16 protein-coding genes are annotated in these 15,786 nt (G+C 34.5%); 8 read left to right on the top strand and 8 right to left on the bottom strand.

Annotated elements, in window-relative coordinates:
* Positions 1 to 34: 34 nt before the first annotated feature.
* A complete protein-coding gene (locus BM088_RS00340) occupies positions 35 to 628 on the bottom strand; it encodes a D-sedoheptulose-7-phosphate isomerase (protein ID WP_091978692.1) in 594 nt (197 codons plus the stop codon).
* An 8-nt stretch (positions 629 to 636) separates the two neighbouring features.
* On the bottom strand, positions 637 to 2,073 hold the full coding sequence (locus BM088_RS00335; protein ID WP_091978691.1) for a capsule assembly Wzi family protein: 1,437 nt from the start codon (positions 2,071 to 2,073) through the stop codon (positions 637 to 639).
* A gap of 169 nt (positions 2,074 to 2,242) precedes the next feature.
* Between BM088_RS00335 and waaA the strand changes: the two genes are divergently transcribed.
* Together waaA and BM088_RS00325 are read left to right on the top strand one after the other, a co-directional pair.
* Complete coding sequence (gene waaA / locus BM088_RS00330; protein WP_091978689.1) at positions 2,243 to 3,520, top strand: lipid IV(A) 3-deoxy-D-manno-octulosonic acid transferase; 1,278 nt, start codon at positions 2,243 to 2,245, stop codon at positions 3,518 to 3,520.
* On the top strand, positions 3,520 to 4,065 hold the full coding sequence (locus BM088_RS00325; protein ID WP_091978687.1) for a DUF1415 domain-containing protein: 546 nt from the start codon (positions 3,520 to 3,522) through the stop codon (positions 4,063 to 4,065). Before waaA ends, BM088_RS00325 begins: the two co-directional genes overlap by 1 nt.
* A gap of 45 nt (positions 4,066 to 4,110) precedes the next feature.
* Here BM088_RS00325 and BM088_RS00320 read toward each other — a convergent pair whose 3' ends face one another.
* The gene (locus BM088_RS00320) at positions 4,111 to 4,758 is read right to left on the bottom strand and encodes a TetR/AcrR family transcriptional regulator (protein ID WP_091978685.1); all 648 of its coding nucleotides are present in this window, start codon (positions 4,756 to 4,758) and stop codon (positions 4,111 to 4,113) included.
* Between the two features lie 157 nt (positions 4,759 to 4,915).
* On the opposite strand from BM088_RS00320, the gene coaD reads away from it, so the two are divergent.
* Together coaD and BM088_RS00310 are read left to right on the top strand one after the other, a co-directional pair.
* Positions 4,916 to 5,398: a pantetheine-phosphate adenylyltransferase gene (coaD, locus tag BM088_RS00315; RefSeq protein ID WP_091978683.1), complete on the top strand. Its 483-nt coding sequence runs from the start codon at positions 4,916 to 4,918 to the stop codon at positions 5,396 to 5,398.
* Complete coding sequence (locus BM088_RS00310) at positions 5,395 to 6,861, top strand: capsule assembly Wzi family protein (protein WP_091978681.1); 1,467 nt, start codon at positions 5,395 to 5,397, stop codon at positions 6,859 to 6,861. The genes coaD and BM088_RS00310 overlap by 4 nt, the downstream gene beginning before the upstream one ends.
* 66 nt (positions 6,862 to 6,927) lie before the next feature.
* Here the strand turns inward: BM088_RS00310 and BM088_RS00305 are convergent, their stop codons facing one another.
* On the bottom strand, positions 6,928 to 7,779 hold the full coding sequence (locus tag BM088_RS00305; protein WP_091978679.1) for an HDOD domain-containing protein: 852 nt from the start codon (positions 7,777 to 7,779) through the stop codon (positions 6,928 to 6,930).
* 81 nt (positions 7,780 to 7,860) lie between these two features.
* Between BM088_RS00305 and BM088_RS00300 the strand changes: the two genes are divergently transcribed.
* Together BM088_RS00300 and BM088_RS00295 are read left to right on the top strand one after the other, a co-directional pair.
* On the top strand, positions 7,861 to 8,244 hold the full coding sequence (locus BM088_RS00300) for a C1orf53 family protein (protein ID WP_218156437.1): 384 nt from the start codon (positions 7,861 to 7,863) through the stop codon (positions 8,242 to 8,244).
* A gap of 340 nt (positions 8,245 to 8,584) precedes the next feature.
* Positions 8,585 to 9,349 carry a class I SAM-dependent methyltransferase gene (locus BM088_RS00295; RefSeq protein WP_091978677.1) on the top strand — a complete coding sequence of 255 codons (765 nt, stop codon included), beginning with the start codon at positions 8,585 to 8,587 and terminating at the stop codon, positions 9,347 to 9,349.
* Between the two features lie 45 nt (positions 9,350 to 9,394).
* On the opposite strand, the gene BM088_RS00290 is transcribed toward BM088_RS00295, so the two are convergent.
* Together BM088_RS00290 and BM088_RS00285 are read right to left on the bottom strand one after the other, a co-directional pair.
* The gene (locus BM088_RS00290) at positions 9,395 to 10,237 is read right to left on the bottom strand and encodes a sulfurtransferase (protein ID WP_245763718.1); all 843 of its coding nucleotides are present in this window, start codon (positions 10,235 to 10,237) and stop codon (positions 9,395 to 9,397) included.
* Positions 10,238 to 10,360: 123 nt separating this feature from the next.
* Positions 10,361 to 11,464, bottom strand: a complete 1,104-nt coding sequence (locus BM088_RS00285) for a phosphoribosylaminoimidazolesuccinocarboxamide synthase (RefSeq protein WP_091978675.1) — start codon at positions 11,462 to 11,464, stop codon at positions 10,361 to 10,363.
* Between the two features lie 269 nt (positions 11,465 to 11,733).
* Between BM088_RS00285 and BM088_RS00280 the strand changes: the two genes are divergently transcribed.
* Positions 11,734 to 12,651: a manganese-dependent inorganic pyrophosphatase gene (locus BM088_RS00280; RefSeq protein ID WP_091978673.1), complete on the top strand. Its 918-nt coding sequence runs from the start codon at positions 11,734 to 11,736 to the stop codon at positions 12,649 to 12,651.
* A gap of 61 nt (positions 12,652 to 12,712) precedes the next feature.
* On the opposite strand, the gene ftnA is transcribed toward BM088_RS00280, so the two are convergent.
* Positions 12,713 to 13,237 (bottom strand): non-heme ferritin, encoded by a 525-nt coding sequence (gene ftnA / locus BM088_RS00275; RefSeq protein ID WP_091978671.1) that lies wholly within the window; start codon positions 13,235 to 13,237, stop codon positions 12,713 to 12,715.
* A gap of 250 nt (positions 13,238 to 13,487) precedes the next feature.
* Here ftnA and BM088_RS00270 point away from each other — a divergent pair, with 250 nt between their 5' ends.
* Positions 13,488 to 15,257 carry a S8 family peptidase gene (locus BM088_RS00270; protein WP_091978669.1) on the top strand — a complete coding sequence of 590 codons (1,770 nt, stop codon included), beginning with the start codon at positions 13,488 to 13,490 and terminating at the stop codon, positions 15,255 to 15,257.
* A gap of 55 nt (positions 15,258 to 15,312) precedes the next feature.
* Here the strand turns inward: BM088_RS00270 and BM088_RS00265 are convergent, their stop codons facing one another.
* Positions 15,313 to 15,786, bottom strand: a complete 474-nt coding sequence (locus BM088_RS00265) for a peroxiredoxin (RefSeq protein WP_091978667.1) — start codon at positions 15,784 to 15,786, stop codon at positions 15,313 to 15,315.

Genomic DNA, 15,786 nt, shown 5'->3' with positions numbered 1-15,786 from the left:
GCCTGAGATAAATTATTTAAAAAAGATAAATCCATTAAACTTTACTCTTTGTTAATTCGTCACAGATTACATCTAACCCTTCACACAACCAATGACCTATAAACATGTGTGCCTCTTGAATTCTAGCGGTTTCATCATTTTCAATAATAATAGGTAACTTAGCGATATCTTTTACTTTACCACCATCACGTCCTGTCAATGCAACTGTATAGGCACCCATTTCATTTGCCGCTAATAAAGCTAAATTTATATTATTACTCGTTCCTGATGTTGTTAATCCTATGACTAAATCTTCTTTTTTACATAACCCCTGAATTTGACGTTCAAATACAGAGTCAAAATGGTAATCATTAGAATGCGCTGTCAAAATTGAAGTATCTGTTGTTAAAGCAATTGAAGCCAACGGCGCTCTGTCCTTTTTATAACGCACCATAAATTCAGCAGCCAAATGCTGAGAATCTGCAGCACTACCACCATTCCCAAACCAAATTACCTTGCCGCCATTAGTTAAGGTTTTTTTACATTGCGCTAATAATTCTATTGCTTGAACTTGGTAAGCTTCCATAGTATCAAATGCTCTACGGTGTCGCTCTAAACTGTTCAAATAACTCATCGCTAAATCTTTCATATTATTCCTTACCAAAACCAAGCCATTGACAGATAACTGTAACTTTCATCAAATACATCTTTACCAAAAGTTAACTGTGTTTCTACACGATATTTCTGCCAGCGACGACTGTTTAACAACTGCACTTCTGTCGCAGCCGTATAATCTGTATCTGAATCTTTATTATTAATACGTGATAACTTCAATTGCCATGTTGAATGAATATCTTCGTTATACCCTACTTGCATTACATGAATATCAGATGGTGTTGCATCACCAAAAGTGCGTTGATCACCTGCAAAATGTCCATATACGTTATCATTATTAGTATTACCAAATTTATATATAGCATTGGTATACCATGCATTGTGCCAAGATGTATATTCATATCTTAGAGACCAATCATTCGAAATGACGGGGAAATATAAACCAGATGCAAACACTTGATTACCAAATACATTTAAACCATTACCTAAACTTGTTTCTCCGCTTGTATCTTCACCACCGTATTCAAAATAAAGCTCTGAAGGCAAACCCCAATCAAATACAAATAAACTCGTGACAGAAGCTAATTGATCACCTAATTCGCCATCATTACCATCATTCACATTATCAGAATTATCATTTCCAGCTGGATCAAAATACGCTTTCATAATATCACGAAAGCTAACATCTCTAGGTCCACCACCAAAATGCATTAACCGGTTTAATCCTAATTTCCACCCCTCAAAAGGTTCAATACTAATATGTGTACCCGCTAAACGTGGACGACCATCATGCCATTGCTCTTGAAACTTAATGCCTTGTTCAACTTCTTCCAACTGAGAATAGTACAATTCAAAATCAAAATTCCACCAGTTTGATAATGGTTTTGACAAGCCCAAAGAGATAGAGGGTGATGACTCAGCATTAGTTGAAATCAACTGTGAAGACATTTTAAAAGGTGAAAACCAATGTTCTTTGTATCCGAGATCCAATTGAAGAGAGTCACCTGCGATACTAAAAAAAGTATTGTAGTTAATTAACTCCCCACTATCGATACGATAATCTAGACCAACTTGCAATAAAGTTGAATCATTTGGTCGCCAAATGCCTTCAAAAAAACCTTGCCCCCATTCATCTGAAGTAAGGCCTCGCTGGTTTGCTATGCCCATACTTTTATCATTGTTTAATGTAAATTTGATGCCTTTACGGCTAATATCATCACTTCCACGATAACGCTTAAGTTGTATACGTACCGAATCATATAAACTATTGTCTATTCGTTTTAGCTGCCTCAAAGCAATATCTATTTCACTTAACGCATAAGGTTTACTCATGGGGGAGCCAGTTGTTAAAGCAAACATATGGTCTATTTGTTGTTCTAAATGAGCATCCATTACAATAGGCAAATACGCTGTCGGTTTTGCTTGCACGGTTAAGGCACACATAGCAAGAACTAAAGATGATAAGATTTTGAGTTTCATAATTTTATTTATTCGTTAAGTGAATGAAATTTGCACGCAAATAATAACAGATCTAAAAAAGGCTTAATAGAAAGTTGCTGTGTAAAAATGTAATAAAAAGATGTTTCATCTATACATTTACGCGTTAAAATAACCAATGTCTGCAAAACTTTATTTTAAGATTCTATTTATGTCACGTTTTTTATATTCTTTTCTTTTATATTTATTAAGTCCTGCAATTTTATTGCATTTATGGCTTAGGGGTAAAAAATCACCTGACTATCGAAAACGCTGGCATGAACGTTTTGGCTTTATTGCCAATCATAACATTAAAAAAAATGCGATAGTCTTTCATTGCGCTTCAGTTGGGGAAGTTGTTGCGGCCACACCTTTAATAAAAAAGATACAACATAGGTATACCCAATATCCAATCGTTATTACTTGCAACACACCAACAGGTACAGAACAGATAAAACGTAGTTTTGACAATTCTGTTGAACATGTTTATTTGCCATTAGACTTTCCAGATGCAATTTATCGATTTTTAAAACACCTAAAGCCTAAAATGGTTTGTATTTTAGAAACTGAACTCTGGCCTAATCTCATTTCACAGAGTAACAATCGCAAAATTCCTCTTGTAGTATTAAATGCTAGATTGTCTGAGAAGTCTTTCCTTGGGTATAAAAAAGTCGCACCTTTAAGCAAATTAATAATGAATGGAATTACTCAGCTAGCGGCACACGATAAAATTGATGCACAAAGATTTGTTCAATTAGGTTTAGATAAAAATAAGATACACAATACAGGATCCATAAAATTTGATATACAGCTTGATAGCAAAAAACAGCAAGAATCAGCTAAATTAAAGCAACAGTTCAGCAGTAAAAGTCCGATTTGGATTGCAGGCTCTACCCACCCTGGCGAAGACGAACTTCTCATTTCAGCCCATAAAAAATTATTAAAGTCTCACCCTGATGCCTTACTCATTTTAGTACCACGCCACCCTGAAAGGTTTGATGCTGTAGCACAACTCGTAAAAATAGACTCTTTATCCATGCAGAAACGTTCTGAATTGAATAACAAAATAACGAGTCAGGTATTACTAGGTGATACTATGGGTGAGTTATCTAGCCTTTACGGTGCTGCAGATGTTGCTTTTATTGCCGGCAGCTTAATAGAGCGAGGTGGGCATAACCCTTTAGAAGCCTCAGCATATGGTATTCCGGTCATTACAGGACCTCATATTTTTAATTTCTTACATGTTTACCCTGAACTATTAAAACAACAAGGTTGTTTAAAAATCAGCTCTATAGATGAACTGACACCTCTTTTAATTAACTTATTTTCAGATACATCTTTCAATCAAAAAGTAGGAAAACAAGGTGCTTTGTTTGTTGAAAAAAACCAAGGTGCTATTGATAAAACGATTCAAATAATATCAGAACAACTCACCTTGAGACATTCATAATGCCAGACCAAAAAATAGCAATAAACCAAATGAAAACTTGGGTTTCAAACGTCATCGTAAAATATAATTTTTGCCCATTTGCCCGAAAAGAGGTAGAAGAAAATAGCATTTTTTATCATGTTTCAAATAATATAAATATTGAAGATGCCGTCTTAGACATGATTGAACAATGCATACATCTTAATAATCACACTGAACTTGAGACGACATTACTCATTTTTAACCAAGGTTTTAAGTCTTTTGATGCGTTTCTAGATTTAGTAGACTTAGCGAATGCCATGCTAGTAGCTCAGGGATTTGAAGGACACTACCAAATAGCCAACTTTCATCCTGATTATGTATTTGCAGACGCAGATGAAAACGATGCTGCCAATTATACAAATCGCTCACCTTATCCTGCACTTCACTTGATCAGAGAAGCCAGTATGGAGCATGCGCTTAAAACTTACCCAGACCCTGAGTCTATTCCTGAAAATAATATTCAACTTGCAAGACGCAAAGGCCTGAATTTTTGGCAATTACTATTAGATAACTGTAAGAAATAGTACGTTTTAGACACTTTATTAATAAGTTAATAAAGTGTCTTTTATTTATACCTCTGAATTATTAATCATAGTCCGATATTTATTCTGTAACGCTTCAATTTTGCTACGCCCATCACCTTGACTATATGGTTTAAACAAAAATAAAACTTTTAATATACCTGTATATATATCAGCTAAAATCAACTTGCCTTTCGCTCTTTGCGTTTCAACGTAAGGCGTCCAAAAACTAACGGTTAATTTAACCATATGCGCTAAATCTAAGATATCTATATCATCAATATCAATTACATTTGAATGCTTTAAGCCTGTAATGACTTCTTGCGCTTGACCTAATAAATTATCCTGAAAAGCGACATAGTCAGATTTTAAAATTTCATCTCGAGACAAAATATCAGCTAAATTGTCATAGAAAAAATGGTACTGCCACATTAGCTCAAATATAGAATCAAGATAACTGACTAATTGCTCAAGCACATCTTGATCTTCACTTAAAGTTTGAAAGTTTGTTACTAAGTGATCGCGATATAAAGCAAAAATATGACGTAAAATATCTTCTTTATTTTTAAAGTGATAATACAAATTACCAGGGCTAATTCCTAGTTCAGCAGCAATATGATTTGTTGTAATAGCACGCTCACCATGCTCATTAAATAAAGTGATGCTTGTTTGTATTATTTTATTCTTGGTGCTCATTTGGCATTCCAGACATCTATTTATAACAAAAGTATATAACAGATAGGTATGATCTTTAAAGGCTGATATTCATTATAATAGCTGATAAACTATCGTAAAATTACGATTATGTTTATCTAGCATATAAAACATTGGCATAAGGTTACTTTAAAGCGATATGAAAGTTAGAGCTATTTACCCCGGCACTTTTGATCCACTCACCAATGGTCACACCGATTTAATCGAACGCGCAGCAAAAATGTTTGATCATGTAATTGTTGCCATCGCATTTAATCCTAATAAAAAACCTTTTTTTACATTAGAGCAAAGAGTTAAATTAACCAAAAAGATTTTATCTCATTTAAAAAATGTTGAAGTAATTGGCTTCTCTGGGTTATTAGCTGATTTAGCTGTGCAACAAAATGCCAATATATTAGTACGTGGTTTGAGAGCAGTATCAGATTTTGAATATGAATTTCAATTAGCAAATATGAATCGCAGACTAAACCCTAATTTAGAAAGTGTATTTTTAACCCCTTCAGAAGAAAATTCTTTTATTTCATCTACTTTAGTAAAAGAAGTTGCTCTTCATCAGGGAGATGTATCCCAATTTGTTAATCCATTAGTTGCAACCGCATTACAGGAAAAGTTACACGGATGAAGTTAACAAAAACAACAATTATGATTTGCGCATTACTTGGATGCACTCACTCAGTAAAAGCAGAGCCTTGGATCGGCACCAATGATGTATATCTCAGAAATGCAATCGAGCTTTTGGTTAGCCAAGGCTTAATTAATCGACCAGTTAATACTTATCCACTCATGTGGCAAGGCATTGCACAAGATATTAAAAGATTATCTATTTCAGACATTCCCAACAATGCGTTGTTTGCTTATACCCATATTCAATATGCACTAAAATTTGCACAAAAAAAATCACTTTCAGGCATAAAGCTAAAATCGAATAACCAACCAAGTGCATTGCAAAGCTTTGGTGAGCGCTATCAAGAGAAAGCCGCAATTCAAGGTTATAGCATTTTAATGGGTGAGCGAGTAACAGCCAAACTAAGCCTGCAGTATAACAAAGATGCTAATAACCAAAAAAAGTTAAGCTATGATGATAGTTATTTAGCTGTTCTATTAGGCAATTGGAGTTTTAGCGCAGAACAAATAAACCATTGGTGGGGACCCAGCAATGATAATGCATTATTATTATCTAATAACGCTACACCTATGCCAAGCCTGAGAATTTCTAGATTAAATACAGATTATTATGGACCTAGTTGGTTATCTTTTATTGGTCCTTGGAATATTACAGCTTTAATATCACAGCAAAAACACTTAAAAAATATAGCAACAAATACATCAGCCAGTGAAAACCGATTTTTTGGTATGCGTTTTAGCTCAGTACCATTACCAGGATTAGAGTTAGCAGTGAGTCAAACAGCTCAATTTAATGGCTCAGATATAAATGATTTAACAAATGTCTTTTTAGGGAAAAACAAAATCAATTCTCAAACTGGCATTAATGAATATAACCAATTAACAAGTATTGATTTTAAATACAGCCATATCGCTTTTGGCCAAAGTTTTGCTGTTTATGGTGAGTTAGCAGGTAATAAAAAAAGTAGTCTAATCCCTGAAGAAAAGAATTTCACAACAGGTTTGGAAGCATATTTTGGTTTAGATAATCAAGTTATCAAGACTTATTTGGAATATTCAGATACTGTAAGTCAATGCACAAAAATCAATCTTGATAATACTAAAACATCACAACATTGTAGTTATGAACATATTAATTTTTCTGATGGTTATAAACATTATAATCAAAATATCGGTCCGGCCATTGACTCACAAGCAAAAAGCTACACTTTAGGTATCAATTACCATCAAACAAATGGATTAGCAGCCTTTGCAAAAATACGGCACATAAAACAAGATATATTACCTATCGACTCAATAGCAGAACACACAAAACATTTACAGCTAGATATTGGATATCAACAAGGTTTATTTAATGGCCTATTAAAAGTATCAGGATCTGTATTTAAAGTTAAACAACACATTTCAAAAAGTAATAAAACAGAAACATCCTTACAAGCAAGTTGGGAATACCGTTTTTAAAACGATTAAAGTAATCGTTTCAGTAATGCGATAAGTTTATGCTCACATGAATTTATCGCATTGGTTTTATGCCCCACCTAAAAACTGTTCTTCCGCATCTTCTTTAATATCTTGATAATCATCTTCATCTAAGTTTAATGCATTTAGTACATCATCTTTAATATAAGGCCAATCCGGAGATGCTATAAATCGTTTATTTACATGGACTAAGTTTTCAGCCATTTTTAAAGTTGCAAAAGTAAGCTGCTCAATACCTTCTTCACTCTCTTTTAAATAAGCATGGTCATGATGCCTTAATATCATCTGACATATTGATTTAGGTAAATACCAAGAGTTTGCTAAAAAATAACCTACTACTGCATGATTTGTACTATATTTAGCTTCCTCTCTGTCTATAAGAGAGACATGATAATCTCGATTAGACTCAGTCAATACTTTAATATAATCATCATAGTTCATCGCCATAGCAGGAATACCTGAGTCGTGAAACAATCCAAGCATATGTAAGTTTTCTATTGGTACTTTACTTTTTAATTTACTCCCAATCAATGTTGCAGCCGTTGCAATATCAGAAGCAGTATCCCAGAATCGCTCTAATGAAATACAACATTTATCTTGTTTAAATGCTTGTTTAATTAAAAAACTGGTTACTAAGGTGGTTATACTATCTAGACCTAAAAACATAACAGCCTGTTTAATATCTGTTATCGTTCTTGATAAACCATAAAGTGGTGAGTTCATTACTTTTAACACAGCTGCAGCCGTTGCGATATCCTCTGAAATAATCTCAGCAACAATATTTAGCTCTGGTGCTTCTAGCGCAAGTTCATCTTGAAGCCTTTGTAAGATTTCAGGCTTAGGAGGCAGACTAAATCCATGAGATAAATCCGATATTACCTTAGCATCTATATCTATCATGCAAAATAATCCTTTTTAAAATACTATTATCAATTATAACTATCCTTTAAAATGCTTTATCAGATCAGAATAAATTATTTAATGTTAAATATAACTATGGAACAAAACTGTGCTTTATGCCATGCGACACTTTCCTGTCAATCTGAAATTACCACATCAAAATGTTGGTGTTTTGAGCTCCCAAATATTATGCCTATTAATAGCAAACAAAGTGATAATCCTTGTTTATGCAAAAACTGTTTAGCTAAAAAAATTAATAAACAAATAACATCTCTATACCTTATTAAAAATTTAGCCCAAATGATCGAAATAGCCAAACCTTATAGAGAAAAAAAAGATTTAGTTGAACATATTGATTACAGTATAGAAAATGGTTTGTATGTTTTTAGTGCTTGGTATCATTTAAAACGCGGAAAGTGCTGTAGTAATGGCTGTAGACATTGCCCTTATAATAAGCGAGAGTGATTAAAAAATTAGAGAGGCCATAAATTCCCCCCTAAACAAAGCAGAACTATTCAGCTTCTTTTTTTTCAGGTGCCTGTTGTTGTACAGCACCTTCTTGAGATTCAGGTTTCTTCTTTTGCTCTTTATCTTGTCCACCACATGCACCACAACAGCTCATAATATCACCTTTATTTTAAAATTTAGCTTTCTTTAAGGTTCAATAATACTTGGACATATAACTTGGGTACTTGATCAAGGTCATAAGTATTAAATAAATTTACTTACAATTTATCTAGTGAGTTTATTTTTCTAATGCTTAATATCAAGCTAATGATTTACGCCATATAAATTCAGGAAAATAATGAAAAAATTAAAAGTATTACTCGCTGTTGCCGCACTTTCTGCAAGTACATCATTTTTAGCCAATGCAGAACTGACTTCATTACAAAAAAATATTCAGTTAACAATGAAAATGGACCATAGAAATGAAGCTGATATAAAACGCGACCGAAACAGAAACCCTGTAAAAGCATTGGATTTTTTTGGCTTAAAACAAGATATGAAGGTTATTGAATTTGCGCCTGGTAGTGGCTGGTATACAAAAATTTTAGGTCCAGTTTTACAGAATAAAGGAGAACTATATTTAGCGTATCCTAAAAAGTGGCTAAGTGATTTTGACCCACTACTCAAAAAAAAGGGTTTTACATCGACTAAAAAATTGCCAATAGATCTCGATTGGAATAATGAGGAACTTAGATATGTTCTAGGCACACTTGATTTTGGTATGAAAGATGCTGATATGATTTTAAATATTCGCGAATATCATAATTTTAATTTAGAAGATAAAAACAAGCTCAATAGAGCAGCTTTTAACGCTTTAAAACCGGGTGGTAAATATGTCATTGTTGATCATACTCGTCGCCACATGGAAGCCGAAACAAGAGAGCTTGGACGTAGAGAAGATCCTGTTAAAGTCATTTTAGAGGTACAAGCTGCCGGTTTTGTTTTAGAACGCTCTTCTGATATGTTTTTTCGCCCAGATGATGAATTACGTTTCGAAGTTGGACGTAAAACCGTTACTGGAAATACCGACCGCTTCAGCTTAGTATTCACAAAACCAAAATAATTAAAATTTATGATATAAAGGCGAACATATCGCCTTTATATTTAACTAACTGATTTCAACTGGTAATTCATTCGATGCGCCCCACTCACTCCAAGAACCATCGTATACAGCTAAATTATCATAACCAATAAGCGCAGCTCCAAGTGCTAAAATACATGCAGTTACACCTGAACCACAGCAAAATATAAACCGCTCTGTTTGCTCATCAGTTCTCTTATTAAACTCTTCTTGTAAAAAACCTCTCTCACTCATAAAACCATTTTTTACAATATCAGTAAAAGGTAAACTTTTTGCGTTAGGGATATGCCCTGAACGCATGCCAGACCTTGGCTCTGAATTTTCACCTAAAAAACGTGACTTTGATCTGGCATCCAAAATTAAAGAGTTTGATATGTTTATTTGCGCTAATATATCTTTTACATCTATAAAATAACTGCTGTCATATTGTGCAATGAAATTTCCAACATGTTCAGATGCAACATAAGTATTACTAATAGAATAACTCTTATCAAGCCAAGCAGGCAGACCCCCATCTAGCACTGCAACATTATCAAAGCCCATAGATTTCAACATCCACCATGCACGGGCACAGCTATAAATTCCCTTTTGATCATAAACAACAATGCAACTATTTTGATTTACTCCATAATTTTGCATTAAATCCTGAAATTTATGCACTGAAGGCATAGTATTAGGTAAAGATGAATCCAAATCACAAATCACTTTACTAAAATCAAAACGCTGTGCACCATAAATTATTATATCCGCTTGATAAATAGCATTTGATCCTGCTTGAGCCATGCTGGCATCAAAAATAATTAAATTTGGATGATTAATATTTTGATGTAACCAATCAGTAGTAACAAGGGAACTAGGAACTTTCATCATAAATTATCCTTAAATAGAATGGACTCTTACCTGAGTATATCTTAATAAAACTCATCAATTTATTATTTTTCAGCACAAAAAAAGGCTTCAAAATAGAAGCCTTATTCACTTAAATTTTTAAAATCATTTAACAATTAAGCCATATTCTTTATCTAACAACTCGATCACTTCAGCACGGGGATCTTGTGGGATCACAACCTCTTTCCCTATGATCTTGCTTGCGATACCTGTATAAGTATCCGAAACACTCATCATGACTTCAACTGGTAATTTATAACCTTTTGCCAACTCAGAGCGCTCATCCATGCGATCTTTATTTAACAATACATCACTATCAGGAACATTGTTAATCAATAACTGACGGAAACCTTCTTTAGAATTTTCAATTACTTTACCATCACGTAAAGCAGGCCCATCCCAGATACGAGAAGAATCAGGAGTTCCTACTTCGTCAATATAAATAAGCTGTTCAGTACCATCAGTTTCTGTTACATAACCAAACTCAAATTTTGTATCAACAAAAACTTGATCTAATTTAGCCAGTTCATCTGTAATTAACTTAAAGCCTTCAGTTAAGAGCTTTTCATATTTAGTAACATCATCTAATGATTTAAAGTTGAAAACATCTAGGTTATCTTCAATGTTTTTACGCGTAATATTTACATCATCAACTTCAGGAACTTCAGCGACACCTGTAATAATACCTTTTGTTGAAGGGGTGATTAAAACATCATCTAATTTCTGATTAGAGACTAAACCTTCAGCTAATTGGTTACCACAAAAATCTCTTACACCTTTAGAGTAGTCGCGCCACATGCTACCAGTAATATACTGACGAGCAATTGCTTCAACCATCACAGGCTTAGCTTTACGTACTATCCAAATATAAGGGTGAGGAATATCAATAATATGATTGCCTGCAAGGCCCGCTTCATCAAATAATTTAAACCAATGAGCTGCAACACTATTAAGTGCAATACCTTTTCCTGGTACACCATTTAAGCCATTTTCACCTTGCCAAATACAATCAAATGCAGAAATGCGATCAGAAATAATCATAATTGCTAACGGCGTATCTGTTGGAATACCGTAAGACTTCTCTTCAATTAAACGAGCACTATCTTCTGGTGTTAACCAATAAACTGAACGAACTTTACCACTGTGAACATCACCCTGTGTACGAATAGGTAAATCATCATTAACGTCTAAAACTTTATAAGTGCTCATTGTCTCTCCGAAAGGATAACCATCAATTTGAAGCGGCGTATTTTAAGCCAGTAACAAAAAAATCACAATCTTTGTGAGACTAGAAACAAAGTTATTTGGTCATTTCATTATTGAAAATTTTTCACTTAAGTTTTATTTAAAAGTAAACTAACAATACCTTAAAAATTCCTTGGTAATTTAAGTAAACATCCCGCTGATCTACACAGGCTATAATTACAATATAAAATTAGTTTTGTTAGAATAGGCAAAAATTTTTTGGAGCCAGATTTATGCCAGCTTATGTAGTGGGACACAAAGTACCCGATTCAGATTCGATTGTAGGCGCTATTGCGCTTTCTTACTTAAAAAACCAAATAGGCGAAGAAACCTTACCAGCACGTTTAGGTGAACCTTCTCCTGAAACACAGTTTATTTTAGATAAATTTGGTTTTGAAGCACCTATGCTAAAAATGAATTATGCGGGTGAAAGCCTTTATATAGTTGACCATTCTGACATTGCATTGGCACCAGACGATATAGCACAAGCAACAATACTAGGTATAGTAGATCATCATAAATTAGGCGACTTAACATCTGATACGCCACTAGAATGCTGGATCCGTCCTGTTGGTTGTAGCAATACCGTAATTAAAATGATGTATGACTTTCATAATGTAGAAATCCCTAAGAATATTGCAGGCATGATGATGTGTGCAATTTTAAGCGATACTGTTATTTTTAAGTCTCCTACATGTACAACAGCCGATATACGCTGTGTTGAAATCTTAGCTGAAATTGCTGGCATTGAAGATTTTAAAGCCCTTGGCATGGAAATGTTCAAAGTTAAATCTGCAGTATTAAATACACCTATGCGCGATTTAGTAATGCGTGATTTCAAAAACTTTAATATGAATGGTACTAAAATTGGTATTGGCCAATTAGAAGTGATTGATTTAGCAATTTTTGATCAAATGAAGCCTGATTTAGAAGCTGATATCGCTAAATTAAGAAAAGAAGAAGGTCAGCATAGTGTATTGTTATTATTAACAGATATTATGAAAGAAGGCTCAGAATTATTAGTAAACAGCGATGATTTAGCTATCATTGAACAAGCTTTTGCTAAAACCACAGATGCTAAAGTGTGGCTAGAAGGTGTATTAAGCCGTAAAAAACAAGTTGTACCACCACTTGAAAAAGTATTCGCTTAATCTATTAAACAAAAGCTACTGTAAAAAAGATGTGCATGGCACATCTTTTTTATTTCTTTAATTAAGCACCTGGAGCCATAATCGAAGTTGCACCCGTTTTAGCCAATTCAGCTAAATCTTTATCGATCCAAAATAATGCTTTACCATCTTCACCAACTAGCTGAATTTTATCAATAATACCTTTAAATAACTTTTCTTCTTCGTGTTGTTCAGCAACATACCATTGTAAAAAATTAAACGTTGAATAATCATGCGCACTAAACGCCACATGCGTTAGTTCATTTATTTTATGAGTGATCAAACATTCATGATCATAAGTTGCAGTAAATATTTGGCTTAAAGATTCAAACTCATGGGGTGGTGCTTCAATGCAACCTAAAATAGGCATAGCCCCCGTTTCACTTACATAAGTAAATAAACGATTCATATGCTCCATTTCTTCAATGGCGTGTTTACGTAAAAATTCAGCAGCACCTTCAAAACCTTTATCTTCACACCATGCACTCATTTGCAAATATAAATTGGACGAATAAAACTCCAAATTAATTTGTTCATTTAATTTCTCAACCATAGCGGGTGTTAACATAAATATACTCCTAAATATTGTGAACCCGTATTGTTCTGTAATTAAAGATAAAAATCAATAAAGTCAGTTTTTTTCTATATAAAACTTGAATTTATTCTAAATAAGGACTTCATATAACTTTTAGTTCTATCTAATAACAAAAAACCGGTACACTAACTATAACTTTTTGTTTACATTTCGTACCCAACATTGAAATAAAAACATTTCATTGTTTACATATTTAAAATAATAATAAATCCAGGGTGATAAAATGAGAAACAATTTCAAAAAACAGCTACTCGCAATTGCAATACCTGCAGTAATCGCAGCAACTCATGCAAATGCCGCAACAATTGATTTAAATCAAACACAAATCAAACTTGCGGGCCAAAATTTAGGCCAAACACAATTCATTATTAAATATAAAATGAATACACATCAAGTTGGTACTTTGATGAATACTTCTGCGGAAGAGATGCAAGCAAGTGCAAAAAACTTTGCTAATAATTTCAAAAACAAAAGCAATCTTGAAACAAAGTACATGCGTTCTATGGCGCTTCAAAATCACCATGTAATTAGTGTAAATAAAAAAATGACCGCTGTTGAAGCGCAAATTTACATGCAAGATATGGCTTTATCTGGCAACGTAGAATCAATTGAATTAGATCAAATGCTGCAACACTACGCCACTCCAAGCGATCCTAGCTTTAGTTCTCAATGGCATTATGCTAACTCAGCGAATGGTTTAAATTTACCTAAAGCTTGGGATAACGCAACAGGCGCTGGTGTTACGGTTGCCGTACTTGATACAGGTTATCGTCCACATAGTGATTTAGTTGGGAATATTGTAGGTGGCTACGATATGATTTCACATACACTTGTTGAAAATGATGGTACCGGTGGCCGTGATTCTGACGCAAGAGATCCAGGTGATGCAATAACTCGCGGCGAATGTGGTAATGATGCAAACGGCAACCCTTACCCAAGCTCTGATCGCAGTTCAAGTTGGCATGGTACTCATGTTGCAGGTACAGTTGCAGCTGTAGCTGGTAACGGTCAAGGTGGTGTTGGTGTTGCTTATGATGCTAAAGTTGTTCCAGTTCGTGTTTTAGGTAAATGTGGTGGTTTAACTTCTGATATCGCTGATGCAATTGTTTGGGCTTCAGGCGGCTCTGTATCTGGCGTACCTAGCAATCCAAATCCTGCATCAGTAATCAATATGAGCTTAGGTGGTGAAGGTGCATGTAGTTCAGCAACTCAAACTGCGATTAATACTGCTCGTAATAACGGTGCAGTCGTTGTTGTGGCTTCAGGTAATGATGGTAAAAATGCAAGTGGTTTTAACCCTGGTAACTGTAGTGGTGTAGTTAACGTTGCAGCTACAGGCCCAACAGGTGCTCGTACAAGTTACTCTAACTATGGTAGTTCAATTGATGTTGCAGCTCCAGGCGGTGATCAAAGAAGTTTTGGCACAAGCTCAGGTATTTTATCGACTCATAATACGGGTAGTACTAGCCCAGGTTCAGATAAAATGTCTTACATGGATGGTACATCAATGGCGGCTCCTCATATTGCCGGTGTAGCAGCGTTAATTAAGCAAGCAAAGCCAAGCGCAACTCCTGATGAAATCGAAAGTATTTTAAAAACAACAGCACGTGCATCTTCATCATGTTCACAATGTGGAGAAGGTCTGGTTGATGCCGAAGCTGCAGTGTTAAAAGCGAAAGGTACAACACCTCCTACTGGTGGTATTGATGTTTCCAAAACAAACCTATCAGCAAGTAAAGGACAGTGGCTTGACATTGCTGTTAATGTACCAGCAGGTGTCTCATCATTTACAGTATCAACATCTGGTGGAACTGGAGATATGGATTTATATGTTAAAGAAGGTAGTTATGCAACAGAAACTAGCTTTAACTGTAAATCAACAGAGCCTGATAGTACTGAAACATGTAAAATTAATAACCCGAACGCAGGAACTTGGTACTTCAGTTTATATGCCTACTCAACTTTTTCAGGCGTGAGTTTAACAGCTAAATAATCATTTCAATTGTTAATTCAAAGGCCGACTTGTCGGCCTTTTTTATTTTAAAAAATTAAACGAGTGTTAGTAATACTTCAGCTTTACTTTGTTCAAACTGTTTTTCTTCTTCTATATTCAATATAGATACAACCTCATTTTCAACTAACATAGCGTAACGTTTAGAGCGTATGCCACCAAATACACCGGTTTCTTTGTCAAGTCCTAGCGCTTTGGTAAAAGCAGCATCACCATCAGCCAACATAGTAATATGCTCTGCATTTTGAGTTTCTCCCCACGCTTTCATCACAAAAGCATCGTTGACCGATAAACAAATAATGCTATCGATGCCTTTATTAAAAAATTGATCTGCTAAAGTAATATAGCCTGGTAAATGTGAGGCCGAACATGTCGGCGTAAAAGCCCCAGGCACAGCAAATAGCACAACCTTTTTATTAGCAAATAAATCTGATGTTGAAGGATTGCTCATACCTTCTTGCGTTAATAAATTAAAAGTTAAATGAGGTAGTGCATCGCCAACTTTTATCAT

The sequence above is a fragment of the Pseudoalteromonas denitrificans DSM 6059 genome (assembly GCF_900112265.1).
GTDB lineage: Bacteria > Pseudomonadota > Gammaproteobacteria > Enterobacterales > Alteromonadaceae > Pseudoalteromonas > Pseudoalteromonas denitrificans.
This window is presented reverse-complemented; position numbering and strand designations above follow the sequence as displayed.

Bases quoted from the DNA above. Each gene is read 5' to 3' on its own strand.
- BM088_RS00300 (WP_218156437.1), top strand. From the start codon at position 7,861: ATGTTAAATATAACTATGGAACAAAACTGTGCTTTATGCCATGCGACA.
- BM088_RS00290 (WP_245763718.1), bottom strand. From the start codon at position 10,237: ATGATGAAAGTTCCTAGTTCCCTTGTTACTACTGATTGGTTACATCAA.
- BM088_RS00305 (WP_091978679.1), bottom strand. From the start codon at position 7,779: ATGATAGATATAGATGCTAAGGTAATATCGGATTTATCTCATGGATTT.
- BM088_RS00265 (WP_091978667.1), bottom strand. From the start codon at position 15,786: ATGATAAAAGTTGGCGATGCACTACCTCATTTAACTTTTAATTTATTA.
- BM088_RS00280 (WP_091978673.1), top strand. From the start codon at position 11,734: ATGCCAGCTTATGTAGTGGGACACAAAGTACCCGATTCAGATTCGATT.
- BM088_RS00285 (WP_091978675.1), bottom strand. From the start codon at position 11,464: ATGAGCACTTATAAAGTTTTAGACGTTAATGATGATTTACCTATTCGT.
- BM088_RS00335 (WP_091978691.1), bottom strand. From the start codon at position 2,073: ATGAAACTCAAAATCTTATCATCTTTAGTTCTTGCTATGTGTGCCTTA.
- BM088_RS00320 (WP_091978685.1), bottom strand. From the start codon at position 4,758: ATGAGCACCAAGAATAAAATAATACAAACAAGCATCACTTTATTTAAT.
- coaD (WP_091978683.1), top strand. From the start codon at position 4,916: ATGAAAGTTAGAGCTATTTACCCCGGCACTTTTGATCCACTCACCAAT.
- waaA (WP_091978689.1), top strand. From the start codon at position 2,243: ATGTCACGTTTTTTATATTCTTTTCTTTTATATTTATTAAGTCCTGCA.
- BM088_RS00310 (WP_091978681.1), top strand. From the start codon at position 5,395: ATGAAGTTAACAAAAACAACAATTATGATTTGCGCATTACTTGGATGC.
- BM088_RS00270 (WP_091978669.1), top strand. From the start codon at position 13,488: ATGAGAAACAATTTCAAAAAACAGCTACTCGCAATTGCAATACCTGCA.
- BM088_RS00325 (WP_091978687.1), top strand. From the start codon at position 3,520: ATGCCAGACCAAAAAATAGCAATAAACCAAATGAAAACTTGGGTTTCA.
- BM088_RS00340 (WP_091978692.1), bottom strand. From the start codon at position 628: ATGAAAGATTTAGCGATGAGTTATTTGAACAGTTTAGAGCGACACCGT.
- BM088_RS00295 (WP_091978677.1), top strand. From the start codon at position 8,585: ATGAAAAAATTAAAAGTATTACTCGCTGTTGCCGCACTTTCTGCAAGT.
- ftnA (WP_091978671.1), bottom strand. From the start codon at position 13,237: ATGTTAACACCCGCTATGGTTGAGAAATTAAATGAACAAATTAATTTG.